This is a genomic window from Ruminococcus sp. (assembly GCF_024691275.1).
GTDB lineage: Bacteria > Bacillota > Clostridia > Oscillospirales > Ruminococcaceae > Ruminococcus.
This window is the reverse complement of the sequence record NZ_JAILNU010000058.1, coordinates 44,477-68,818: the sequence shown is the minus strand read 5'-3', so window position 1 is coordinate 68,818 and position 24,342 is coordinate 44,477. Positions and strand designations below refer to the sequence as shown.

Annotated in this window: 26 protein-coding genes; 16 read left to right on the top strand and 10 right to left on the bottom strand. The window is 49.1% G+C overall.

All coding sequences use genetic code 11. The features are described 5' to 3' along the window. Window positions 1–14: 14 nt before the first annotated feature. Genes pgsA through K6G33_RS06980 form a run of 10 tightly spaced genes read right to left on the bottom strand, consistent with a single transcriptional unit; the run spans window position 15 to window position 10,568 of the window. The gene (gene pgsA / locus K6G33_RS07025; RefSeq protein ID WP_296777735.1) at window positions 15–599 is read right to left on the bottom strand and encodes a CDP-diacylglycerol--glycerol-3-phosphate 3-phosphatidyltransferase; all 585 of its coding nucleotides are present in this window, start codon (window positions 597–599) and stop codon (window positions 15–17) included. Then, on the bottom strand, window positions 599–1,927 hold the full coding sequence (rimO, locus tag K6G33_RS07020) for a 30S ribosomal protein S12 methylthiotransferase RimO (protein ID WP_296777732.1): 1,329 nt from the start codon (window positions 1,925–1,927) through the stop codon (window positions 599–601). The genes pgsA and rimO overlap by 1 nt, the downstream gene beginning before the upstream one ends. 1 nt (window position 1,928) lies before the next feature. Next, the gene (locus K6G33_RS07015) at window positions 1,929–2,570 is read right to left on the bottom strand and encodes a RecX family transcriptional regulator (RefSeq protein ID WP_296777729.1); all 642 of its coding nucleotides are present in this window, start codon (window positions 2,568–2,570) and stop codon (window positions 1,929–1,931) included. Next, window positions 2,570–3,748, bottom strand: a complete 1,179-nt coding sequence (gene recA / locus K6G33_RS07010; RefSeq protein ID WP_296777726.1) for a recombinase RecA — start codon at window positions 3,746–3,748, stop codon at window positions 2,570–2,572. Before recA ends, K6G33_RS07015 begins: the two co-directional genes overlap by 1 nt. A 58-nt stretch (window positions 3,749–3,806) precedes the next feature. Beyond that, complete coding sequence (prmC, locus tag K6G33_RS07005; protein WP_296777724.1) at window positions 3,807–4,679, bottom strand: peptide chain release factor N(5)-glutamine methyltransferase; 873 nt, start codon at window positions 4,677–4,679, stop codon at window positions 3,807–3,809. After that, on the bottom strand, window positions 4,673–5,692 hold the full coding sequence (locus tag K6G33_RS07000; RefSeq protein WP_173449127.1) for a DUF1385 domain-containing protein: 1,020 nt from the start codon (window positions 5,690–5,692) through the stop codon (window positions 4,673–4,675). Before K6G33_RS07000 ends, prmC begins: the two co-directional genes overlap by 7 nt. A 24-nt stretch (window positions 5,693–5,716) precedes the next feature. Then, complete coding sequence (locus tag K6G33_RS06995; RefSeq protein WP_173449126.1) at window positions 5,717–7,120, bottom strand: HAMP domain-containing sensor histidine kinase; 1,404 nt, start codon at window positions 7,118–7,120, stop codon at window positions 5,717–5,719. Then, a complete protein-coding gene (locus tag K6G33_RS06990) occupies window positions 7,120–7,821 on the bottom strand; it encodes a response regulator transcription factor (protein ID WP_173449125.1) in 702 nt (233 codons plus the stop codon). Before K6G33_RS06990 ends, K6G33_RS06995 begins: the two co-directional genes overlap by 1 nt. A gap of 53 nt (window positions 7,822–7,874) precedes the next feature. Further along, on the bottom strand, window positions 7,875–9,191 hold the full coding sequence (locus K6G33_RS06985) for a hypothetical protein (protein ID WP_296777718.1): 1,317 nt from the start codon (window positions 9,189–9,191) through the stop codon (window positions 7,875–7,877). A gap of 18 nt (window positions 9,192–9,209) precedes the next feature. After that, window positions 9,210–10,568, bottom strand: a complete 1,359-nt coding sequence (locus tag K6G33_RS06980) for a citrate synthase (RefSeq protein ID WP_296777715.1) — start codon at window positions 10,566–10,568, stop codon at window positions 9,210–9,212. 110 nt (window positions 10,569–10,678) lie between these two features. Between K6G33_RS06980 and spoIID the strand changes: the two genes are divergently transcribed. The 16 genes from spoIID to atpA all read left to right on the top strand — a co-directional run bounded on the left by spoIID (window position 10,679) and on the right by atpA (window position 24,329). Then, window positions 10,679–11,701: a stage II sporulation protein D gene (spoIID, locus tag K6G33_RS06975; RefSeq protein WP_296777713.1), complete on the top strand. Its 1,023-nt coding sequence runs from the start codon at window positions 10,679–10,681 to the stop codon at window positions 11,699–11,701. A gap of 174 nt (window positions 11,702–11,875) precedes the next feature. Then, window positions 11,876–13,264, top strand: a complete 1,389-nt coding sequence (locus K6G33_RS06970) for a sugar transferase (RefSeq protein ID WP_296777711.1) — start codon at window positions 11,876–11,878, stop codon at window positions 13,262–13,264. After that, the gene (locus tag K6G33_RS06965; protein ID WP_296777708.1) at window positions 13,261–14,325 is read left to right on the top strand and encodes a mannose-1-phosphate guanylyltransferase; all 1,065 of its coding nucleotides are present in this window, start codon (window positions 13,261–13,263) and stop codon (window positions 14,323–14,325) included. The genes K6G33_RS06970 and K6G33_RS06965 overlap by 4 nt, the downstream gene beginning before the upstream one ends. A gap of 31 nt (window positions 14,326–14,356) precedes the next feature. After that, window positions 14,357–15,394, top strand: coding sequence for a GDP-mannose 4,6-dehydratase (gmd, locus tag K6G33_RS06960; protein ID WP_296777705.1), 1,038 nt, complete (start codon window positions 14,357–14,359; stop codon window positions 15,392–15,394). Between the two features lie 85 nt (window positions 15,395–15,479). Next, window positions 15,480–15,752, top strand: coding sequence for a hypothetical protein (locus K6G33_RS06955; protein ID WP_296777702.1), 273 nt, complete (start codon window positions 15,480–15,482; stop codon window positions 15,750–15,752). A 178-nt stretch (window positions 15,753–15,930) separates the two neighbouring features. After that, window positions 15,931–16,194 carry a hypothetical protein gene (locus K6G33_RS06950; protein WP_296777699.1) on the top strand — a complete coding sequence of 88 codons (264 nt, stop codon included), beginning with the start codon at window positions 15,931–15,933 and terminating at the stop codon, window positions 16,192–16,194. A gap of 12 nt (window positions 16,195–16,206) precedes the next feature. Next, complete coding sequence (locus K6G33_RS06945) at window positions 16,207–16,713, top strand: hypothetical protein (RefSeq protein ID WP_296777696.1); 507 nt, start codon at window positions 16,207–16,209, stop codon at window positions 16,711–16,713. A gap of 64 nt (window positions 16,714–16,777) precedes the next feature. After that, window positions 16,778–17,926, top strand: coding sequence for a glycosyltransferase family 1 protein (locus tag K6G33_RS06940; RefSeq protein WP_296777694.1), 1,149 nt, complete (start codon window positions 16,778–16,780; stop codon window positions 17,924–17,926). Then, window positions 17,923–19,044: a glycosyltransferase gene (locus tag K6G33_RS06935; RefSeq protein ID WP_296777691.1), complete on the top strand. Its 1,122-nt coding sequence runs from the start codon at window positions 17,923–17,925 to the stop codon at window positions 19,042–19,044. Before K6G33_RS06940 ends, K6G33_RS06935 begins: the two co-directional genes overlap by 4 nt. Window positions 19,045–19,065: 21 nt before the next feature. Continuing rightward, window positions 19,066–20,007 carry a GDP-mannose 4,6-dehydratase gene (locus K6G33_RS06930; protein ID WP_296777688.1) on the top strand — a complete coding sequence of 314 codons (942 nt, stop codon included), beginning with the start codon at window positions 19,066–19,068 and terminating at the stop codon, window positions 20,005–20,007. Between the two features lie 56 nt (window positions 20,008–20,063). Further along, window positions 20,064–20,399 carry a hypothetical protein gene (locus K6G33_RS06925; RefSeq protein WP_173449112.1) on the top strand — a complete coding sequence of 112 codons (336 nt, stop codon included), beginning with the start codon at window positions 20,064–20,066 and terminating at the stop codon, window positions 20,397–20,399. Window positions 20,400–20,633: 234 nt separating this feature from the next. Next, window positions 20,634–21,296 (top strand): F0F1 ATP synthase subunit A, encoded by a 663-nt coding sequence (locus K6G33_RS06920; protein WP_296777685.1) that lies wholly within the window; start codon window positions 20,634–20,636, stop codon window positions 21,294–21,296. Between the two features lie 26 nt (window positions 21,297–21,322). Continuing rightward, entirely contained in the window at window positions 21,323–21,541 is a 219-nt protein-coding gene (atpE, locus tag K6G33_RS06915; RefSeq protein WP_024861074.1) for an ATP synthase F0 subunit C, read from the top strand. Between the two features lie 25 nt (window positions 21,542–21,566). Next, a complete protein-coding gene (gene atpE / locus K6G33_RS06910; RefSeq protein ID WP_024861074.1) occupies window positions 21,567–21,785 on the top strand; it encodes an ATP synthase F0 subunit C in 219 nt (72 codons plus the stop codon). Between the two features lie 28 nt (window positions 21,786–21,813). Beyond that, complete coding sequence (atpF, locus tag K6G33_RS06905; RefSeq protein WP_296777681.1) at window positions 21,814–22,302, top strand: F0F1 ATP synthase subunit B; 489 nt, start codon at window positions 21,814–21,816, stop codon at window positions 22,300–22,302. After that, window positions 22,299–24,329 carry a F0F1 ATP synthase subunit alpha gene (gene atpA, locus K6G33_RS06900; RefSeq protein ID WP_296777680.1) on the top strand — a complete coding sequence of 677 codons (2,031 nt, stop codon included), beginning with the start codon at window positions 22,299–22,301 and terminating at the stop codon, window positions 24,327–24,329. Before atpF ends, atpA begins: the two co-directional genes overlap by 4 nt. Window positions 24,330–24,342: the final 13 nt, after the last annotated feature.

Genomic DNA, 24,342 nt, shown 5'->3' with positions numbered 1-24,342 from the left:
CTTTCGGGAATGTCTTACTTATCCGAATCAATAAGGTGCCAGTAGCCTTTGAGGTATACACCGCCTGAGATTATGGTAAGAACTGTGGATATCCATATAAGAACAGGCACTGCCACGTTATCTACTGCCGACTTTACCGAATCAGCTATTGAATAATCAAAGTCATAGCATACCGACAGCCAGAGGAGTATCACAACTATAGCCACCATGGTAAATGCTGTTTTGAGCTTGCCCCAGATGCCTGCCGCTACTACTATGCCGCTGTTTGCAGCAAGAAGGCGCAGTCCGGAGACCATGAACTCTCTTGCGATGATTATGATGAGCGGTATCGCGCTCATATTTACTTCCGAAAACTCAACACACACTGTCAGGGCTGCGATAACCAGCACCTTGTCAGCCAGCGGATCGAGGAATTTTCCGAAATTCGTTACAAGATTCCTTGCTCTTGCGATCTTTCCGTCAAGTGCGTCTGTTATTGAAGCCGCCGAGAATATGAGCAGCGCTATCAAAAAGTGGTACGGGATATCCAGATACATAAAGAGCAGAAAAAACGGTATCAATACAACTCTCAGTAATGTTAATTTATTTGGCAGGTTCATTAGCCGATCACCTCTCCTATCAAGTCATAATCAAGTGTATCTGTTATTCTGATCTGAACGTATTCGCCTATTTCAAGAGGCTTTTCTGATGTAAAGAACACTTTTCCATCTATGTCGGGGGCATCGAGGACTGTACGTCCGAACCAGCATTCGCCGAACTTGTCAAAGCCCTCGACTACTGCGGTGAACTCACTGCCCATGAGCTTTTCGTTATTCTCACAGCTTATGAGCATCTGCTGCTCCATGATTATATCAGCACGGTGTGCTGCAACTTCTTCCTCGATCTGATCGGGATAATCGTATGCCTTTGTGCCTTCCTCGCGTGAATACGCAAAGCAGCCCAGTCTGTCGAAGCGGACTCTCTTGACGAATTCCGCAAGCTCCTCGAACTGTTCCTCTGTCTCCCCGGGGAAGCCTGTGATGAGGGTAGTTCTGAGGGTTATGCCCGGCACTTTCTCGCGGATATGAGCAAAGAGCGCTTCAAGCTTTTCGGTATCTCCCCAGCGGTTCATGCGTGAGAGTATCTCGCCGTTACAGTGCTGTATCGGTATTTCGAGGTACTTCACCAGCTTTTCCTCGCGGGCGATGACATCAAGAAGCTCGTCGGTGATACGCTCGGGGTAGCAGTAAAGTGTGCGTATCCAGCGCAGACCGTCTATCTTGCACAGTTCGGTGAGAAGCTCGGCAAGCTTCGGCTCGCCGTAGAGATCATTGCCGTAAAGTGCGGTATCCTGTGCTATGACCACAAGCTCTGTAACGCCGTGCTCGGCAAGGAAACGCGCTTCCTTCAGAACGTCCTCCATGGGGACGCTGCGGAACTTTCCTCTGATAAGAGGTATCGCGCAGTAGGTGCAGCAGTTGGAGCAGCCCTCTGCCACCTTCAGGTATGTGAAGAACGGCAGTGTGGAGATTATCCTTTCGCCGCAGAGCTCCGCATCGAGCTTAGGTGCAAAGCGCACAACTCTCTCGTTTGCAAGAACATGGTCAAGGACATCAACGATATCCTTTGTATCACCTATGCCGATAACGGCATCAGCTTCGGGAAACTGCTCGGCTGCCTCCTCCTTGTATCGCTCCACAAGACAACCTGTGATTATGATCTTTTTAAGAGTACCTTCCTCCTTGAGCTTACCCAGTTCAAGGATAGTGTCTATCGCTTCTTCCTTTGCAGCCTTTATAAAGCCGCAGGTATTGACTACCGCAACATCGGCAAGTCCGGGTTCGGTAACAAGCTTGTAGCCGTGGCTTTTCAGCTTGTGGAGCATACGCTCCGAATCTACCAGATTCTTCGAGCAGCCAAGGGATACCATACCCACCTTGATCGCCATGTCAGTTTTCCTCCTCAAGCTCCTCTGCGTTCTCGAAATAGTCCTTAACGGCACGGTTTATCTCTGTGAATTCATAACCGTAACGCACAAGAGCACTTTTTACTTTTTCTATTGACCTTTTATCTTCGCGGTCTGTTAAATATCGGGAATGTTTTGTCCTGAGAAGCTCCATGAGGTTCTCCTCAAAGACTTCGGAATAAGGTGCAAGAGCGTCCTCTGCGATGAAATCGCTTATGCCCTTCTGCATGAGCTCGCGCTTTGAACGCCTCCTGCCGAAACGCTTTATCTCCACGAGTTTACGCGCCATACGCTCGGCATACCGCACATCGTCGATGAAGCCGTGCTCCGTGAGCCGCTTCATGACGGCAGTACACAGAGCCTCGCTCTTGTAGTTTTCGACAAGCTTTTTGAACATTTCCGAATATGTGTAATCTCTGTAATCCAGCAGGTAGAGTGCCCGCTGATAGGCTCTGCGGAAATTAGAGGCATATATTATCTTTCTGAGCGTTTCACGGTCGGTCTCCATACCTGCGTGTATGCCGAAATCGGTGATGATATCCGCATGGAGGTACAGCTTCCGTCCGTCGTCCAGCTCCGCCTCATAGGTCGAGCCTTTATATCGGGTGACCGATGTTATCTTCATTATTCCTCAGCAGGAGTGAACTCGTCAAAGTCCTCGTCAAAGCTTGCAAGAACGTCCTCGCTTTCTGCTTCTCCGCTGTTTTCGGCAGCAGTCTTTTCGGCAGGAGCTTCCTCCTTCTTGCTCTTCTTTGGTGCAGCAGCCTTCAGCTCATCCTTATGAGCGAGTATCTGCTCCTCTATCTCCTTCATGAGTGCTTCGTCATTCTGGAGAAGCTCCTTGACGTTATCGCGTCCCTGTCCCAGCTTCTGATCCTTGTAGCTGAACCATGAACCGCCCTTCTTTATGATATCAAGGTCTACAGCAAGGTCGAGCACCTCGCCTGTACGGGAAATGCCCGTACCGTACATCAGGTCGAACTGGCACTCCTTGAACGGCGGAGCTACTTTGTTCTTGACTATCTTGCACTTTGTGGTAGCACCGATAACGTCTGTGCCTGATTTGAGTATCTCGCCCTTTCTGACCTCGATACGTACCGATGAGTAGAACTTCAGAGCGCGACCGCCCGGAGTAGTCTCGGGATTGCCGTACATAACGCCGATCTTCTCACGTATCTGGTTGATGAAGATAGCAACACAGTTGGACTTTGATATAGCTGCCGTGAGCTTTCTCATAGCCTGAGACATAAGTCTTGCAAGCTGTCCTACGTGGAGATCGCCCATTTCGCCGTCTATCTCTGCACGGGTAGTCATAGCTGCAATGGAGTCAAGAACGATAACGTCGATAGCTCCCGAACGTATAAGAGCTTCGGCAATTTCGAGAGCCTGCTCGCCGCTGTCAGGCTGTGATACCAGCAGATCGTCGATGTTTACGCCAAGAGCCTGCGCATATACAGGATCAAGAGCGTGTTCAACGTCGATGAATGCAGCTTCGCCGCCTGCCTTCTGAGCCTGTGCAACAATGGAAAGAGCTACAGTAGTCTTACCTGAGCTTTCAGGTCCGTATACCTCAACGATACGGCCTCTCGGAACTCCGCCGATACCCAGAGCCATATCCAGTGTCATAGAACCGGTAGGTATAGCGTCCACATTCAGCGTCTTTGTCTGTCCGAGGCGCATTACCGCACCTGCACCGTATTTCTTCTCTATCTGCTTGAGAGCACCGTCGAGGGCTGTTTTCTTGTCTTCCTTTGTTGTTACCCTCACAACAGTTGGTTTCTTAGCAAGTTCCTTTTTTGCCATTAGGTTTTTCCTCCGTCCTGTACTTATATATTGATATCAGGTTTACATAGTTATTGTATCAGGAACCGAAACTGCTCCTGATGATATTTTTCGCTGCGGCTGTCCTGATTATGCCGCCGCCGTCCCTGCGAAGCTCCACATCTGTGAAGCCGCTGCTTTCGAGTATAGCTTTGACAGCATCGTGCTGTCCCATACCGTATTCATAAGCGATATAGCCGCCGTCCTTTACGGAAGTTTTCCACAGCTCGGTGATAGCTCTGTAGAATCCCAGACCGTCCTCGCCGCCGAAAAGCGCTGAAGCAGGTTCGTGTCTGACCTCGGTCATAAGCTCGCTCATATCCTGAGAAGTAAGATACGGAGGGTTGCTGACAAGGATATCAAGTCCCATGACAGCACGGGCAGTTTCCTGCCGAAGCACATCGCCGCTTATAATATGTATGTCACCGCAGCCGTTGAGCACGGTATTCTGCCTGAGATAATAAAGTGCCTTGTCCGAGAGCTCTACCGCCCAGACATCAGCCTGCGGCAGTTCCTTTTTCAGGGCAACTGCGATACAGCCGCTGCCGCTGCACAGGTCTGCTATCTTCGGCGCTGTGAGATGCTCACGGCGGCAGATATCCAGCACCTGCTCCACAAGAGTCTCGGTATCGGGACGGGGTATGAGCACGCCCTCTCCCACCTTGAAATTGCAGCCCCAGAACTCCCACTGTCCCAGGAGATACTGCAACGGATAGCCCTCCGAGCGTCTTTTCGCAAGGGAGCGTATCTCTGCTGCCTTATCATCGGGAACAGGCTCTTTCGGTGCAAACATGGGAAATTTATCCCCAAGCAGATCCTGAAAGATGCAGGTGGTATCGAATTCTGCTGTCTCGTCATCGCGCTGTGCGATAAGTTCGCGGCACTCCGCAAAGAGTTCGCCCCGACTTACCACTTGTCCTCCTCCTTATCCTGAGGGATACACGGAGTCATTGCTGCGATGGCTATTTCTATCATACTATCGTCAGGTTCACGGGTAGTTATGCGCTGCATAGCAAGTCCGGGAGCTGACAGTATACGTGTGAATGCGTTATCGTTATTGCCCGCAAGTCTTATGAACTCATAGGAAATGCCGACTATAAGCGGGAGCAGTATCAGCGAAGCCACTATACGCTGCCATGTAACTGTGAACGGAACGAAGCACATCACAAATATGCTTACAAGAAGCACTATGAATATGAAGCTCGTTCCACAGCGCTTGTGGAAGCGTGACTGCTTGCGGATATTCTCCACAGTAAGGGGAAGCTCCGCTTCATGGCAGGCAATGGTCTTGTGCTCTGCACCATGATACATAAATTGTCTGCGTATGTCCTTCATAAGGCTTGTGAGGTACATATACAGCACAAAGAGAACTATCTTTACTACGCCTTCAAGAAGCGAGCGCAGGATATTATGTGATTTTATGTTGGGGATAAAAGCAACTATCCACTTCGGCAGCATTACGAAAAGTCCGACCGCCATGACAACTCCGATAAGGATACCGAGATACATAGCTATATCATAGCCCGAGCTTTCCTTTTTCTTCTCGTCGGGAGCTTCCTTGCTGCTTGTCTCTGCTGCGTTCACTTTTTCCTCAGCAGCCGCACCGTCCTGAGTCTGCTCCTTTTTCTTGTCCTTATCGTCTTCCTCGTCCTCGGGCATCTGCTTCTCAGCAGACTTCATCATATACTTATAGCCCTTGACGAGGGATATAGCAAAGTTGGTACAGCCTCTTACCAGCGGCACTTTTCTGTACCACGGAGCGCTCTTGCCGTTATTCTCCTCCCATGTTTCCAGGTCGATAGTACCGTCGGGGAGTCTGCAAGCCATTGCGCCCTTGCTCGGCCCGAGCATCATTATTCCCTCAATGAGAGCCTGACCGCCTATTTTTGATTTAAATTTTTCCTGTGAAGTATCGCTTTTTCCCATTTTTTCACCTTATAGAATATAATATTACTGCTTAACGGCAGGCAGGGTTATGATAACAGTTGTTCCCATGCCTTCGCCCTCACTGGTGATCTCCATAGTACCGCCGTGCATACTGATTATCTCATCAGCCACGGCAAGACCTATGCCTGATCCTCTGCGCGTATGATTAGCCTTGTAAAACTTGGTCTTTACCTTTGAAAGATCCGACTGCTTGATGCCGCAGCCCGTATCCTTCACCGTTATAACGACGCTTTCGCCGTTTTCGTATGCTTTTATGGTAACGGTATCCCCTGCCGAGGAATACTTTACCGCATTGTCGATAACATTTATGAATACCTGACGTATACGGTTCTTGTCGCCGTAAACGAAGGGCAGCATCTCCGGCTCATTGTAGATTATCGCCTTCTCCTCACGCCTTGCCTTGTCGCTGTATATGAGCACCGCATCGCCCAGTTCGGCAAGTATGTCCATATTTGCGTTCTGGAGGGTGAAGTGACCGTTCTGCATACGCGAGAAATCGAGGAGCTCCTCAACCATCTGCGAAAGTCTTTCAGTCTCGTTGACGATAACGCCTACGCCCTTTTTCATGGTATCGGGACTTCCGCCGCCGTCTATCATGAGAGTTTCTGCCCAGCCCTTTATAGCTGTGAGCGGCGTTCTCAGCTCATGGGAGACTGAGGATATGAACTCATTCTTCATAGCCTCGGCAGTTGAAAGCTCGTCCGCCATATTATTTATAGCTGTACACAGCTCGCCTATCTCGTCATCGCTCTCGCTGTCGATACGTGTAGAGAAGTCTCCCATTGCGAATTTATGGGCGATACCGCTTATCTGACGTATCGGGCGGACTATAGAGCCTGCAAAGTACAGACCCGTTATTACGATAATGAGGATAATGATGACGCATACCAGCGTTACAGCTGCTGTATAACCTTTTATGGTATTGTCGATCTCGGTCAGTGATGTGACCATTCTTACGGCACTGTACTCGTTGCTCATTGAAGAAATGGGCACGGACACTGCCATAATTTTCTCGCCGCCGCCTATTTTTCTTACATCATAGCCCTCATTCTGCTCCATAGCCTCTTCATAGTCAGGCATCGGCACGTCCTCGTCGGGAGAGAATCCCGATGAAGTCAGCACTACTCTGCCCTTTGAGTTGATAGCCATGAGCTCTATCTTGTCCTTCTCATTGAAGTTTTCGAGCATTTTTCTCATCTCTGCGGAGAAATTTGCGGAGCTGTCCTGAGAATGCATACTCAGAACACTTGTTACTGCGTTTATCTTCGAGATAAGGTACTGCTTTGCGGAACTGTAGAAGTAATTCTGTATAGCATAGACGATCGCCATATCTATAACCAGCAGCGCAAGTACAACAACGCCGAGATTGTTGAATATCCAGCGCTTGGTGATACTCTTTTTAGCCATTACTGCATATCATTCCATTTATAGCCGTAACCCCATATAGTAATGATGTATTTGGGGTTAGAAGGTTCTTCCTCTATCTTCATACGGATACGTCTGATATTTACATCGACGATCTTATCGTCGCCGTAATAGCTCTCGCCCCATATGTGGTTGAGTATGCTTGCACGGTCAAGAGCCGTATTCTTATTGTTCATGAAGAATTCGAGTATCTGGTACTCGACCTGTGTAAGCTCTATAGGTGTACCGTCCTTGGTGACAGTCCTGCTTTTCAGGTTGAGGACGAAAGGGCCGCTCTCTATAAGCGACTGCTTCTCGGTCTTGATAAAGCTCATGCACACACGGCGGTATATCGCATCGACGCGGGCAGTAAGCTCAGAGGGTGAGAAGGGCTTTGTGATGTAGTCATCAGCACCTATCATAAGACCGCTTACCTTGTCCATTTCCTGGGTCCTCGCGGTGAGCATTATGATACCGATGGTAGAGCTTTTTTCACGTATCTTTTTGCAGACCGTAAAGCCGTCTATACCCGGCATCATTATATCAAGGAGAACGATATCGAAGTTGCCGTGTTCGGTCTCAAAGGTCTTGAGAGCCGCTTCGCCGCAGTTGACATCAACTACATCATAGCCTGCACGTTTCAGGTTTATGACAACGAATTCACGGATAGTATCCTCGTCCTCACATATGAGTATACGTTTCATCAGAGTTTCACTCCTTATGTATGGATTTGTATGTATTATAAGCAGCCGCAGTATCAGTCTCTTGTCCTGAAGCCTATGGCTGCATCGCCTGCTGTTATTGAAAGTCCGTCGGGGTCGTTATCGGCGGGGATAAACGCCAGATAAGACGCTTCGCCCTTGGTATGCATGAGCATATATCCGCCGGATATCCTGTCCTCGCGTGAAGGAAGATCCTCGGCGCAGAAGATACGCAGGAGCTCGCGCCCCATGCCCTCATCGCTGTACTTGCAGAACACGATCTCATCGTTGACGATATCACGCATTACCGAGACTTTTCCCACCCACTTTTCGGGAAATATGAAAATATAGCCGTTATTGACGCTGTAATACGAGGTATACCGCTTTTCGAGCCTGTAATCGTCGGTCACCTGCATCCAGTCCGTGAGCCTGAGCTGTTCGCTCTCGCCCTTTGCCTCATATCCCGGAGCTGTGGTCTGTATAGGTATCTCTATACTTCCGTCGCCGTCAACATCAAAGGACATACAACCTGCGGGACGGATAGTTCTTGCCGACTCCTCGGGAGTCTGAAAGACCTTTTCCATGCCTTTTTCGTCCATATAAACGATATCGGACTGTACGTAGCCTGTTCCCGAAACTGCATCTATATACAGTCCCTTGCGGCTGCCCACCATGCCGTAGCTTATACTGTCGAAATCGGTAAAGCTGCCGCTGAGGGACTGTGCCAGCTTATGATACATACCCTCGCTGTCCAGCTTATAGGCTTCTGCGGCGGCAGGTTCACCGTTCGATGCACCTTTCAGGCGCAGGAACTCATTTTCGCCGTCATTGTCAAGGTCGGAAACTCCGATGAAGGAGTATGACTCGGAAAAAGTAGGATTTTCCAGTATACCGTTGGCATAGTTGTATATATATACGTTCTTTTCCGAACGGTTGATAAGGCTGGTACCGATTATGATATTTATACGGTCATTGGAGCCGAGCTTCGATATCATTACTTCTTCAAGCTCGCTTCCGAAAACCGCGTCGTCAACTACCGAACGCCAGCGTCCGCCCTCTTTGTCAAGAATGTTTATACGCAGCGGATTTTCGTCAGCCGAATGATTCCTTCGCTCATAGAACACTATTGCCTCGTTGCCGCCGTCGCCGTCTATATCCTCGATTATGAATGCCGAGAGATACTTTCCCGATTTCGGATATTTAAGGCTGATGTTCGATGCTCCGAGAGAATCTGTCAGCTTTGTATATATCTGTTCCTGCTCCAGACCGAGCTTAGGCGGAGTCATCAGTGTGTCGATGCTCGCGCCGAAGGTGCAGCCCGTAAGTGCGGCTGTCGTACAGACAGCCGCAGCAAGCTTTAATAGTTTTTCCATATCAGCATGATCTGAGCATCATTCACGCTCAGAGAGCTTTATATAAGCCTTTTCCTTTGCAATAGCCTTATATGCGGGACGGATTATCCTGCCGCCTGTGAGTATCTCCTCCATACGGTGAGCAGCCCAGCCCGACATACGAGCGATAGCAAACAGAGGTGTGAACAACTCATCGGGGATACCGAGCATACGGTAAACAAGTCCCGAATACATATCCACGTTTGCGCACATAGCCTTTGTGCTGCCCTTCATTTCGAGGAATATCTCAGGTGTAAGGCGCTCTATGGTCTCAAGGAGACGGAATTCAGCTTCGATATCCTTGCCGTGAGCAAGCTCGAAAGCCTTCTTCTTGAGTATCACTGCACGGGGGTCGGAGATAGTATATACTGCGTGGCCCATGCCGTAGATAAGACCCGAATGGTCGTTAGTCTCCTTGCGTATCGTCTTGCGCATATAATCAGCGACTTCGCCCTCGTTATCCCAGTTCTTGATATTAGCCTTGAAGTCATCGAGCATATGTATGACCGCAAGGTTCGCACCGCCGTGACGGGGACCTTTCAGTGAGCATATAGCCGATGAATAAGCAGAATACGGATCTGTGCCCGATGATGTGAGTACACGGCAGGTAAATGTTGAGTTGTTTCCGCCGCCGTGCTCAGCCTGTAACATGAGCAGTCTGTCCAGCATCTGTGCCTCTTCCTTGGTGTACTGTCTGTCGGGACGAAGCAGTGAAAGGATACACTGTGCGGTGTTCTCCTCATAGTTGATAGGGTGCATTATCATGCTCTGGTTATCGAAAACTCGGCGCTTTACCTGATAAGCGTTCGCCATGATGACAGGCATCTTTGCGATAAGGCTCACAGCCGTGCGCATCTCGTTTTCAAGCCCCTTGTTCTCGCACTCGTCATCGTAGGAATACAGAGCCAGTACCGAACGTGCCAGCTTGTTCATGATATTCTTCGACGGAGCTTTGAGTATCATATCCTCAACGAAGCCGTTGGGGAGGTCTCTTTTTACCGAAATATAGGAACTGAAAGTCTTGAGCTCCTTATCATTCGGAAGATGTCCGAAAAGCAGAAGAAATGCAGTTTCCTCATAGCCGTAGCGGTCATCAGCTTCAACATTCTCAACGAGGTCGTTGATATTGTAGCCTCTGTAGATGAGCTGACCCGGAATAGGCTCCTTTTCGCCCTCATTCACCACGTATCCGTGAACATTGCAGATATTTGTGATACCTGCCATGACACCTGTGCCATCACTGTTGCGAAGACCTCTCTTAACGTGATATTTCTCATAGAGTTTTGGATCTATTGCGGTATTATCTGCAAGTCTCCCGCATAAATCTGTAATATTAGCGCCTGAAATGAATGACGGCATTGCGATCACACTCCTAAAACATATTCATATCCAATTATACACCAAATCACGCTTAATGTCAAATATAATTTAAAATATAAAATAAGCAGTTCAAACGAAAGGAGAAATCTATGAAAAAACTAATTGCTGCCGCATTATTGCTTGCGGCTTCCGTTACCGTACTGCCCGCTGTTCCTGCCTGTATATCGGGAGATTCACACATTTCGGCAGCTTCGCGTTCACCCGAGGACGAAGCTGCCGCCCCTGCGCTGAAGGTAAAAAATCCGAAAGAGAGCTTTTCCCCAAAGCCGTACAAAGTGCTCGATACTGTGAGCGGACAGGTGATAGAAGTGCCTGTACGTGACTACGTGATAGGGGCAGTCTGTGCGGAAATGCCTGCTTCATTCGAGCCCGAAGCCCTGAAAGCACAAGCCGTCGCAGCTCATACCTACGCTGAAAGACAGCGTATGCGCAGAGGAGACAGCTCTGCCGCTGAGCTGAATGGCGCCGATTTTTCCAACGATCCATCAAAGTATCAGGGCTATTACACGAAGGAACAGGCAAGAGAACATCTCGGAGACAGCTTTGCCGAAAGCTACCAAAAAATCGCCGCAGCTGTGGACGAAGTTCTCCCGTACATAATAACCTACGACGATACGCCTATTATCGCCGCTTTCCACTCCATGTCATCAGGCTTTACGGAAAGCGCCGAGAACGCATGGGGCGCACCCGTGGAATACCTTGTGGAAGTGGACAGCCGCTCCGACCTCACTGCTCCGAAATTCCGCGAGGAAAAGCGCTTCACCATAGACGAGATGAAGACCTCTCTCGAAGCCGCCTTCCCCGATGTCACCCTGAGCGAGGATACGGACGCATGGCTCGTACCGCAGACCATTTCCGACGCAGGAACAGTCCTGACCGCTTCCGTGGGAGACCGTACCGTCACGGGAAACGATATCAGAACTGCTCTTTCCCTTCGGTCTGCTGCCTTTGATGTGCGCTGCGAGTGCGGAGAATTCGTCATAACCACAAAGGGCTTCGGACACGGCGTGGGCATGAGCCAGTACGGTGCCAATGCAATGGCTGCCGACGGCAGGAACTGGCGGGAGATACTTCAGCACTATTACCCCTCCTGCACCATATCCGAATGCTGATATTTTTGTGCAAAACGCTACAAACTCCTTTCATTTATTGCCAAATACGTCAATTTATATTGACAGAGCGATATTGATTTGTTATAATGATTTTGTGCCGCTATTTGCGGAATTCACAGAGGAAACAAACAAAACACACAAAGGAGACTGTCCGCCGTCAGGCGGATAACAACTATGAATAAAAACAGAGACTTATATAAAAGATTCGTAACTTTCGTCTCGGGCATATTCCTTCTCGCAATGCTCACGGGTATTTTCGCCTATGTCTGGTACAAGGAATACAGCAAGGAGATCATATTCCCGTACTACAGGCGCGGAAACTGGGTCCTCATCGCTATATACTGCCTTCTCGTGCTCCTGTTTTTCAGAGCATACGGCGGCTTCAAGCTGGGCTACCTGAAAAAAACGGATATGCTGTACTCGCAGATGCTGTCCATGGCTTGCGTAAATGCTGTATCCTACTTCGTTATCAGCCTTATCGGACGACATTTCATGGCTTTTATGCCCGTAGTGTATATGACCTGCTTCGATTTCGGCATCATCGCCCTGTGGACGCTGTTTGCCGGCAGGCTTTACTTCATGATATACCCTCCGCGAAAACTGGTCATCATCTACGGAAGCCATCAGGCTGCCTCGCTTGTCCTGAAAATGAGCCAGCGCGTTGACAAGTACATGATATGCGAATCCATAAGCATAAACGAGCCCGAGGATAAGGTCAAGGAGCTTATAATGAAATACGAGGGCGTTATAATATGCGATACTCCTGCCGAGCTGCGAAACGATTACCTGAAATTCTGCTTTGCACACTCAAAACGTGCGTATATAGCTCCTAAAATATCCGATATTATAATAAGAGGAGCAGATGATATCCGTCTGTTCGATACTCCTCTCATGCTCTGCCGCAACTACGGCCTCGACTTTGAACAGCAGCTTTTCAAGCGCGTCTTTGACGTCGTATTCTCGCTGATCGCACTTATCCCTGCTGCTCCGTTCATGATAATATCCGCCATCGCGGTAAAGCTCTACGACGGCGGCCCCGTGCTGTACAAGCAGAAGCGCCTGACCCTCAACGGCAGGGAATTCTTCGTGTACAAGTTCCGCAGCATGATAGTCGACGCGGAAAAGGACGGCAAAGCCCGTCTTGCTTCCGAGGAGGACGACCGTATAACTCCCGTGGGAAAAATACTGAGAAAATTCCGCGTGGACGAGTTCCCACAGCTTCTCAATATCCTCAAAGGAGATATGTCAGTGGTAGGTCCGCGCCCCGAACGCCCCGAGCTTACGGCTGAATACGAAAAGGATATGCCTGAATTCGGCTTCCGCCTTAAAGTAAAGGCTGGTCTTACAGGCTATGCGCAGGTAACGGGTGCTTACGACACCACCCCCTATGACAAGCTGAAAATGGATCTGATGTATATAGAAAATTACTCTATACGTCTTGACCTTCAGATAATTCTAATGACTTTAAAGACCATGTTCTTCCCACCAAAGAATAACGCAGAAATTGAAGAAGCTCTGCTCGTGCCGAAGAACAGCGATAAAAAAGGAGAACACAGCAAATGAAGACCACAGCAGTTATCATGGCCGGCGGACGCGGTGAACGTTTCTGGCCCAAGAGCAGAAATGCCACACCAAAACAGTTTCTCTCGCTCACAAAAGACGGCGAGACCATGATACAGAAAACCGTAAAACGACTCCTCCCCTTAGTGGAAGCCGAGGACATTTTCATCGTTACCAATGCAGCTTACATTGATCTCGTGCTCGAACAGCTCCCGAACATCCCCCGCGAGAATATCCTCGCAGAGCCATGCGCAAGGAACACAGCTCCGTGTATTGCCTTTGCGGCAGCTGTTATCGGCAGGAAGTATGAAGATGCGATCATGATGGTGCTCCCGTCAGACCACCTCATCGGCTATGAGGATATATATATAAATACCCTCAAAAAGGCTATCAAGGCTGCCGAAAAAGGCAAGCGCCTCGTTACTATCGGTATCACTCCCGAGTATCCCGAAACAGGCTACGGCTATATCAATTTCGGCGAGGAAAAGGGCGATGTCTACGCCGTTGAACGCTTCGTCGAGAAGCCCGATCTCCCTACAGCCAAGGAGTACCTCGCTTCGGGCAAGTACCTCTGGAACAGCGGTATGTTCGTATGGAAGGTTTCCTCCATCATGTTCAACCTCCAGAACCTCATGCCCGATATCTATGAGGGCGCTGTACGCATAGGACAGGCTTTCGGCACACCTGAGTTCACGGATATACTCGTCAAGGAGTTCACTGCCTTCAGAAGCGAGTCCGTTGACTTCGGCATCATGGAAAAGGCTAAACACATATATACTATCCCAGGCAGCTTCGGCTGGGACGACGTGGGAAGCTGGCTCGCTGTCGAGCGCATCAACGAGACCGACGACGACAAGAACTTCATCGACGGCGACGTTATCACCGTAGACTCAAAGCGCACGACTGTCTGCGGCGGAAAACGCCTTATCGCTGCTGTCGGAACACGCGATATCATCATTGTGGATACCGACGACGTTCTCCTTGTTTGCTCAAAGAACAACACCCAGGACGTTAAAAAGGTCATTGCTCAGCTCAAAGAGCAGAACAGAAACGAACTTGTATAAAAGTAATTATTATAAAGGAGAAAAATAATAAATGAAAAACGCACTTATTACAGGAATCACAGGTCAGGACGGCTCTTATCTTGCAGAGCTCCTTCTCGAAAAGGGCTATAACGTATACGGCATCTGGAGAAGAAAAGCTACTGCCGATTACGGCAACATCGCTCACCTCAAGGACAAGGTAACTCTTATCTATGCCGATATGACCGACCCTGTTTCCCTTATATCCGCTATGAAGATATCTCAGGCTGATGAGGTATACAACCTCGCTGCTCAGTCCTTCGTTGCAACAAGCTGGGACACTCCTCTCGGTACAGCTGATATCGACGCTATCGGCGTTACAAATATGCTCGAGGCTATCCGCATAGTTAAGCCCGAGGCTCGCTTCTATCAGGCTTCTACATCAGAGATGTTCGGTCTCGTTCAGGAGATCCCGCAGAAGGAGACAACTCCTTTCTACCCAAGAAGTCCATACGGCGTTGCAAAGCTCTACGGTCACTGGATCACCAAGAACTACCGCGAGAGCTACGGCCTTTTCGCTTGCTCGGGAATCCTTTTCAATCACGAGTCCGAGCGCCGCGGAATCGAGTTCGTAACACGTAAGATCACTGACGCTGTTGCTCGTATCAAGCTGGGCGTTCAGGAGTACATGGAGCTCGGAAATATGGACTCAAAGCGCGACTGGGGCCACTCAAAGGACTACGTCCGCGCTATGTGGCTCATGCTCCAGCAGGATAAGCCCGATGACTACGTTATCGCTACAAATGAGACAAGAACTGTCCGCGAATTCGTTGAGACTGCTTTCAAGCACGTTGATATCGAGATCGAGTGGAAGGGCGAAGGCGTTGACGAGATCGGCATAAACAAGGCTAACGGCAAGACTATCGTTAAGGTAAACAAGAAGTTCTTCCGTCCTGCTGAGGTAGATATCCTCCTCGGCGATCCTTCAAAGGCTGAAAAGGCTCTCGGCTGGAAGCGCGAGATAAACTTCTCACAGCTCGTAGAGCGCATGGTCAAGAACGATCTCGCACTCGTTGAAAAGGAAATAAAGATCAAAGAAGTAATCGGCTGAAACGCCGTATCATAAACAAACAGTCAAGGGAGCGCCTTTTTTCGGCGTTCCCTTCTGCCTAAGGTCTAAAAGGAGGGGCTTTATCATGGAAAACGAGGTGCTTAGAACTGTAAGAGGCGGTTACGACAAAGGTGCTGTAATTTCAAAGCTTGACAGCTATAATACGCTTTTGCTCATGATAGAACAGGGCGCTTTATCTGACGCAGCGATCAACGCTGAGCTTGCAAAGATAAGAGCCTCTCCGATCCCAAAGGCAAAGGGCGGTCTTATCCTGAAGGGAAGTGGTTTCTCTGTCGAGGATACCGATAAATATATAGCCGATCTGGAGAAAAAAATATCAGAGAAGATAATGCTCTGATACACCTTGTCATATTCTTAGGCAATAAAACAATATCTGCATAATGCGGCAGTCTGCCGTTCAGAGTTCACACGATCACAGACATTTTTATAAGACAGCTTAACAAAGTTTCGTTCATTTCAATCAATATAAACATATATCAGTCAAATAATCATCATTTTTCAGAGGGAGAATAAATATGGAAGCAGAGATCTTGAGAAGTGTAAAAGGCGGTTACAACAAAGAATCATTCATAACCAAACTTGATGCATACAACAAGCTTATCACAGCTATGCAGAACGGTATGCCAAGCGAACAGGCAAGGCTTGAACTCGCACAGATCCAGCAGAAACCAATGCATAAAGAAAAAGGCGGCTTCTTCGGGAAGGTGGGCTACTCTATCGAGGACGCTGACGCATATATCGCAGACCTGGAAATGAACATTGTCAGAACTTTCAAGTAAGGAGTCGATTTCATGGACTTTACGGTACTCAGACAGATCCGCAACGGATATGACTGTCAGGAAACTTTGCAGCTCATAGCCAAATATCAGGCGATCATAAGTGATCTGCAAAAAGGCAATACAACTGTTGACAATGCCATTATGGCCGCAGAACAGCTCAGAGAAACTCCTCTGCCCATAAGCGCAAGGGGCTTTGAGCCTCAGGACGTGGAAAACCTGCTGAACAAGCTGGACAAGGAGCTCAGACGATATAATATATCAGACTATTATGCCGTTAAAATGGTAAAGGGCGGCTACAATAAGGCAGCCTTCACAGCAAAGGCTGACGCTTACAACAACCTTATCATCAGCATAAACGGCGGCATGAACAAAGCTCAGGCAATGTCTGATCTGGAACGCATAAGAAATATGCCGCTGCCTTGCGAGAAAGCAGGCTTTTTCGGCCAAAAAGGCTGCGAGCAGTCTGCTGCCGACGCTTACATCGCAGACATCGACGCTTATGTCTCCGATCTGATATGACCTGCCCCTACAGCAGGGCTCGTCATTTATCCCTTTGCATTATTTTACATTGTTAGGAGCAATTATGAAGATCACTTTCGACGCTGTACCTATTTGCAGCGATAAGATCACGGGTATCGGCTGGTGCGAGGTCGGACAGACCCAGACCCTTGCTCAGCTCCACCCCGAACATGAATATGAGTACAGCTTCTTCACAAGCGGCAACAAAGAGCGCATAAAGCGCGTGAAAAAGTTCGCAGGGAAGCGCATAAAGCTCAATACCTCCGACTTCTCGGGCTATCTTTACCGCGCTGCAAGTACGTTTCTCCCTATACCGTACTCCTTTTTCTTCGGCAGGAAAAGCAATATAACACACTTTTTCAATTACATCGTTCCGCCGTTCGTTCACGGAAAAAAAGTCGTGACCGTTCATGATATGGTTTACAAGGCTTTCCCGGAGACTGTCCGCGGAAGAACACGCTTCATGCTCGAAACAGGGCTGAAACGCTCCATGAAACGTGCGGATATCATAGTTACGGACTCTGAATTCTCAAAGTCTGAGATAATCAAGTACTTCCCCCAGCATGAACACAAAATAAAGGTAGTTCCCTGCGGCGTTGACCTTGAGCGTTTCCACCCATGCACCGAGCCCGAGCGTATACCCGAAGTAAAGAAGTCGCTGGACATCGAAGGCGATTACTTCCTCTATCTCGGTACTATCGAGCCGCGAAAGAACCTCGAACGCCTTATCACTGCCTATGCAGCATTCGCAAAAAAGGTCGGCGGCAAAGCTCCTAAGCTGGTCCTTGCAGGCGGCAAGGGCTGGCTCGACAACGGCATCTACAGCCGTGTTGAGAAGCTGGGCATGACTAAAAACGTGATATTCACGAAGTACGTTCCCTCCGAGGACATGAACCCGCTCATGTGCGGCGCTCTGGCATTCGTTTTCCCGTCGATATACGAGGGATTTGGTATGCCGCCGCTGGAAGCTATGGCTTGCGGTGTCCCCGTGCTGGCTTCAAGTGAAGCTTCTCTCCCCGAGGTCACAGGCGACTGTGCCGTTATTTGCGACGCTTATTCCGTAAAAAGCATCGCACAGGGACTCTACAGACTGTACAGCAGCCCGAAGCTCCGCGAAGAACTCAGCCGAAAAGGTCTTGAAAGAGCCAAGGGCTTTACATGGGAGCGCTCGGCAGAAATGCTTCTCGATATCTACAGGGAGCTTGAAAAATGAGTAAGAAACTGAACATACTTGAAGTCAATAAGGCTTATTACCCCCATATAGGCGGAATCGAAACGCTGATAAGACAGTATTCCGAGGAACTGGGCAAGCTCGGCGGCGTAAACGTCAGAGCTCTCGTCTGCCGCGACGGCAGGGGCGGTACTATCAGGGAACGCATGAACGGCGTTGAACTGGTGCGCTCGGGCAGTCTCGGAACATACTTCTCATGTCCGCTGTCACTGTCATTCATACGGCATTTCAGAAAAATGGCGAAAAAAGCCGACGTTGTGCATATCCACGTCCCGTTCCCTCTGGCTGACGCAGCCCTGCTGCTGTCGGGCTATAAGGGCAAGGTGGTCGTTTCGTGGCACAGCGACATCGTGAAACAGAAGAAGCTCATGCTTTTCTACAAGCCATTCATGCGCTATCTGCTCAAAAGAGCTGATGTGATACTCACGGCAACAGAGGGCCACGTAAAGCACTCCCTCTATCTGCCCGAATTTGCGGAGAAGTGCAGAGTGCTCCCCTACGGCATAGTCCCCGAGGAATACCTCTCTGTGCCCCGAAAGCCCGTCCTCACAGAAAGAGCTGCCGACAAGAACAGCGTAAAGGTGTTCTTTACGGGAAGACTTGTCTACTACAAGGGCGTGGACGTGCTCCTGAAAGCTTTCACCAGAGTCGAGGGCTGCGAGCTCTTTATCGCAGGCACAGGCGAGCTCGGCGATAAGCTGAAGCACTACTGTGCAGAACATAGAATGGACAAAAAGGTGCATTTTCTGGGATTTCTCCCCGATGTGGAGCTGCGTCAGGCTTATGCCGACTGCGATATATTCGTACTCCCGTCGGTAGCCCCCAGTGAAGCGTTCGGCATCGTCCAGATAGAAGCTATGGTCTACGGCAAGCCCGTGATAAATACATCTCTCAGCTCGGGAGTTCCATATGTAAGCCTTCACGGCAAGACGGGTCTCACCGTTCCGCCGTCATCGCCAAAGGCTCTCGCTCAGGCGATAAACCACCTTGCAAAGCACAAGGAGCTTCGTGAAAAATACGGAAAAGCTGCCGCAGAGCGCGTTATAAGCGACTTCAACGAGAAAAAGATACTCGGCAGACTGTACGATATACTAAAATAACTGTAAACGGAGGGCAGACTATTGAAAGCATTGATAATCGGTGCGGCAGGCTTCGTGGGAGGCTATCTCATAAGAGAGCTTAAAGCCGCTGAATGGGAAGTTCACGCAACTTGTCTGTCAAATGAGAAAATAAATGAGGACTGTCCCGTGCATACACTGGACATACTGCAAAAAGACGATATATCGGCACTTCTTGACGAGGTATCCCCCGATATCGTGTATCATCTCGCCGCTCAGAGCTCGGTATCCGTATCATGGAAAAGACCTCAGCTCACCGCCGAGATAAACGTCATCGGCACTATAAACGTGCTGGAAGCTGTCAGAGAAGCGCAGAAAAAGGATATCCGCGTGATACTCATAGGCTCTGGCGAGGAATACGGCTATATCCGCGAGGGAGCTTGTCCGCTTTCCGAATCGGAGCCGCTCAACCCGGGCAACATCTACGCAGCTACAAAGGCGTGTCAGGGTATGCTCGGAGAGATATATTCCCATGCCTATAAAATGGATATCGTAATGGTACGAGCTTTCAACCACTCGGGTCCGGAACAGAGCGATCTTTTCGTGATCTCGGATTTCTGCCATCAGATCGCAGAGATTGAAAAGGGTCTCCGCGAACCCGTCATGAGCGTAGGTAATCTCTCGGCAATGCGCGATTTTACCGATGTACGCGACGTTGTGAGAGCCTACAGGCTCCTCGGCGAAAAGGGCAAAAGCGGTTCTGTATACAACGTGGGAAGAGGAAAGGCTGTATCCATACAGTTCATACTCGATACGGCGCTGTCCTTCGCAGAATGTGACATCAACGTAAAGCAGGATCCCGCTCGTATGAGAGCTTCGGATATACCTATAATAGAGCCCGATGTTTCGCATATCCTCGCTGACACAGGCTGGTCCGCAGAGATAAGTATGGAGCAGACCGTCAGGGATACCCTCGACTGCTGGCGTAATAAACTCATGTCCTGAGATGCGTCAGCAGGCAAATGACCTCTGTTCTAAGTTCAAAAAAAGGAGTGAACAAATTGTCCGATCTAAAGCTTACAAATGAGAAAATGAAGACCTTTACGGGACATCAGAAAGTCGGAACGTTCAAGGCAGGCGAAAAGCTCACGGAGTTCGGCGAAAAACAGAACTACGCCAACGAGATACTCGCAGCAAACGTCAACGACCTCATAAAAAGAGTGTGCGCCCTCGAAGAAAAACAGCTCCAGAACGAGGATATCATGCGCAAGATCGCCAATGAGCTGGGCGCATTCAAAAAAGAACTGGACAGGATAAGGCTTTCGGAAAAGCTCAACTCGGGCGCTATCGAACGTCTTGACCGCGCTGTCAAGCTTGCAGAAGGCGACGGAAAATGACGATTTATATATGTTATCATTCCTAAAATGATTATGTGTTTTTTCGTCAAACTCTTGACAATATATGTTTTTTGTTATATTATATAATAGTGTGGGACAGAGTATTCCCGCTTCTTGAAAAAGTCCGCAGGGACGTATATCTGTACCTCATCAAGACTCAATCAACGGAGATTTGTGTAATTGCAGTCTCCGTTTTATTATTTGGCGATATGCCAACTGAAAGAAGGTGTTATCATGGACAATATCATGGAGGATCTGGAATCCAAGACCGCGTTTACGATACCTATATTCGGCGGGATACCTGTTGCCGATTCATGTGTTGTAACATGGATAATAATGGCGGCAGTAGTTCTGTTGTCCATAATCCTGACACATAAGCTGAAAAAGGTTCCCACAGGTTCTCAGTGCATACTTGAGGGCGTGATAGACTGGCTGGACAATTTCTTTACGGGAATTCTCGGACATAAGGGCAAAAAGTATCTGCCCTTCCTTGAAACGCTGATAATTTACATAGCCTTTGCGAACCTGATAGGTCTGTTCGGCTTTGTACCGCCTACAAAGGACGTTAACGTTACGGCTGCTCTGGCAGGCATTGCGATCATATTTGTTCAGCTCGCCTTTGTGATCGAAAAAGGTTTCGTAAAATGGCTGAAAAGTCTGCTCAATCCGATAAACCTGCTCGACCTCGTAACAAGACCGCTGTCACTCTGTATGCGTCTTTTCGGTAACGTACTGGGTGCATACGTCGTTATGGAGCTTGTCAAGAAGGGGATCTGCGCAATAGGCGTGCCCGTCATCGCAAGTGCTTACTTCGATATTTTCGACGGACTTCTTCAGGCATACGTATTCGTATTCCTTACTTCTCTTTACATGGCTGAAGCCATTGAAGAAGAATAATATCAACTTCACGGAGGTATAAATTTATGGGACTCATCGCAATAGGCGCTGCTATCGCTGTTCTTACAGGTGCAGGCGCAGGTGTAGGTATAGGAATCGCTACAGCTAAAGCTACAGAATCCATCGCTCGTCAGCCCGAAGCTAAGGGCGATATCAGAACAGCGCTCCTGCTGGGTTGTGCCCTCGCAGAAGCTACTGCTATCTACGGATTCGTTATCGCTATCATGATAATCGGTAAAGCATAAGACTATATATGGAGGTATATAAAAAATGGGACTCATCGCAATAGGTGCTGCTATCGCCGTTCTTACAGGTGCAGGTGCAGGTGTGGGTATCGGAATCGCTACAGCCAAAGCTACAGAATCTATCGCTCGTCAGCCGGAGGCTAAGGGCGATATCAGAACAGCGCTCCTGCTGGGCTGTGCTCTCGCAGAAGCTACCGCTATCTACGGCTTCGTTATTGCCATTATGATAATCGGTAAAGCCTGAGAGCAACTTGACCTAAGGAGGGCACATAATGCTTAAATTTGAATTCTGGAGTATTTTCGAGGCAGTTGCAAACGTTCTGATACTGTTTGTGCTGCTGAGGATCTTCCTTTTCAAACCTATTAATAAAATGAAGGCAGAGCGCACACAGACTATTCAGGATAACCTTGATTCAGCCGAAAAGGCAAAGGCAGAAGCAGAAGAGCTTCGCCAGCAGTATGAGGATTCTATCAGCGTTGCAAAGGAGAAGGCTAACGCTATCATCATGAAGGCTCATGAGGACGCTGAATCCGAGCGCTCGGCTATTATCAAGAAGTCTCAGGAGGAAGCTGAAAAGATCGTTTCCGACGCTGACAAGACAATAGAAAACGAGAGAAAGCGCGTTCTCCGTCAGGCTCAGTCCGAGATCGCCGACCTCGCTATCGAGGCTGCTTCAAGGATCGTCGGTGAAAACCTCGACGACGAGAAGAACCGCCGCCTTGTTGACCAGTTCCTTTCTGATGAGGAGGGCAAGAAATGAGAGATACAGACAGAGAACTGCTGAAGGAGCTTGTCCGTCTTGATGTATCCCAGACAGACTGCTCCGAAACAAGAAAGGTACTCGAAACTTGTTCCGATGTTGCGGATACTCTCGCAAATCCGCTCGTTACATACGACGAAAAGCGCGGCATAATCAGCAAGCTTTTCCCCGAATCCATGCATAAATTCATGCTCAATACCATCCGCAGCGGTGCTGTTGAGCATATCGGCGATATCCTCGATGAATATGAGGAGCTCCTCCTCGACAGACAGGGCAGCATCAAGGCTGTAGTCCGCTATGTTACGCCTCTTACAGAGTCGCAGCAGGCTGACCTCCGCAAATTCATCATGGAGAAATTCGTAAAAGAAGACGTTGATATCGAGTATAAGCACGACCCCGACATCATAGGCGGCTTCATACTCAATGCAGGCGACCTCGAATACGATAAGAGCTTCCGCACCAGCCTCCGCCTTATGAAGGATACCCTTCAGACTAAGGCTGCTGAGTACGTTGACAGCGGAAGTGCTGCTAAAACAGGCAAAAACAGCGATATCATCTCTGTCCTCAAAACAGAGGTGCGCGACTTTGAAGTAAAATCGGGTGCTACCGAAACAGGCTTCGTTACCCGTCTTGGTGACGGTATCGCAAGAGTTTACGGCATGAATTCCGTAATGTACGGCGAACTCGTGGAATTCGAGACAGGTATCAGAGGTATCGTTCAGAACCTCGAAGAAAAAACCGTCGGCGTTGTTCTTCTCGGCGACGATCACGGTCTTACAGAGGGATCTTCCGTTATCAGAACAGGCAAGAGAGCTGGTATCGGCGTAAGCGACGAGCTCCTCGGACGAGTTGTTGACGCTCTCGGTTCGCCTATCGACGGTCTGGGACAGATAAAGGCTGACGACTACTTCCCTATCGAGCGCGAAGCTCCGGGCGTTATCGAGCGTAAGCCCGTAAACGTACCGCTCCAGACAGGTATCCTCGCTATCGACTCCATGTTCCCTATTGGACGCGGACAGCGTGAGCTCATCATCGGCGACCGCCAGACAGGTAAGACCTCTATCGCTGTTGATACTATCATCAACCAGAAGGGTCAGGACGTTATCTGTATCTATGTTGCAATAGGTCAGAAGTCCTCAACTGTTGCACAGATAGTAAATACACTGAAAAAGTACGGCGCTATGGATTATTCCGTAGTTGTATGCGCTTCTGCAAGCGATCCTGCGCCGTTCCAGTATATATCACCGTATTCGGGTACAGCTATCGCCGAATACTTCATGTCAAAGGGCAAGGACGTGCTCATAGTATACGATGATCTTTCAAAACACGCTGTTGCCTACAGAGCAATGTCACTCCTGCTCCACCGTCCGCCGGGACGTGAAGCATACCCCGGTGACGTATTCTATCTCCATTCGAGACTTCTCGAACGCTCAAGCCGTCTTGACGACGAACACGGCGGCGGTTCGCTGACGGCTCTCCCTATCATCGAGACCCTTGCAGGCGATATCTCCGCTTATATCCCGACCAACGTAATATCCATTACCGACGGTCAGATATTCCTCGAAAGCGAGCTTTTCAACTCAGGTCTCCGTCCTGCGGTAAACTACGGACTTTCCGTATCCCGTGTCGGCGGCGCTGCTCAGACAAAGGCTATGAAGAAGGCTTCGGGAAATCTCCGTATCGACCTTGCTCAGTTCAAGGAAATGGAGATATTCACTCAGTTCTCGTCAGAGCTTGACCAGTCCACAACAGAGCTTCTCGACCACGGCCATATGCTCACAGAGCTGCTCAAACAGCCGCTCTACAATCCGCTCCCGCACTATGAACAGGTAATACTCCTGTATGCGGCTCAGCACGGATTCTTCAAGGGCATACCGCTGAAGGAGCTGCGCGAATACCGCACAGACCTCATGACATACATCAGAAGCTACGGACAGGATATCATCGCCGAGATCGAGGAGAAAAAAGTCCTCACGGACGATCTCGCCGAGCGTATCGAAAGAATTCTCACAGCTTTTGAAGAATAAGGCGGTGGATCAC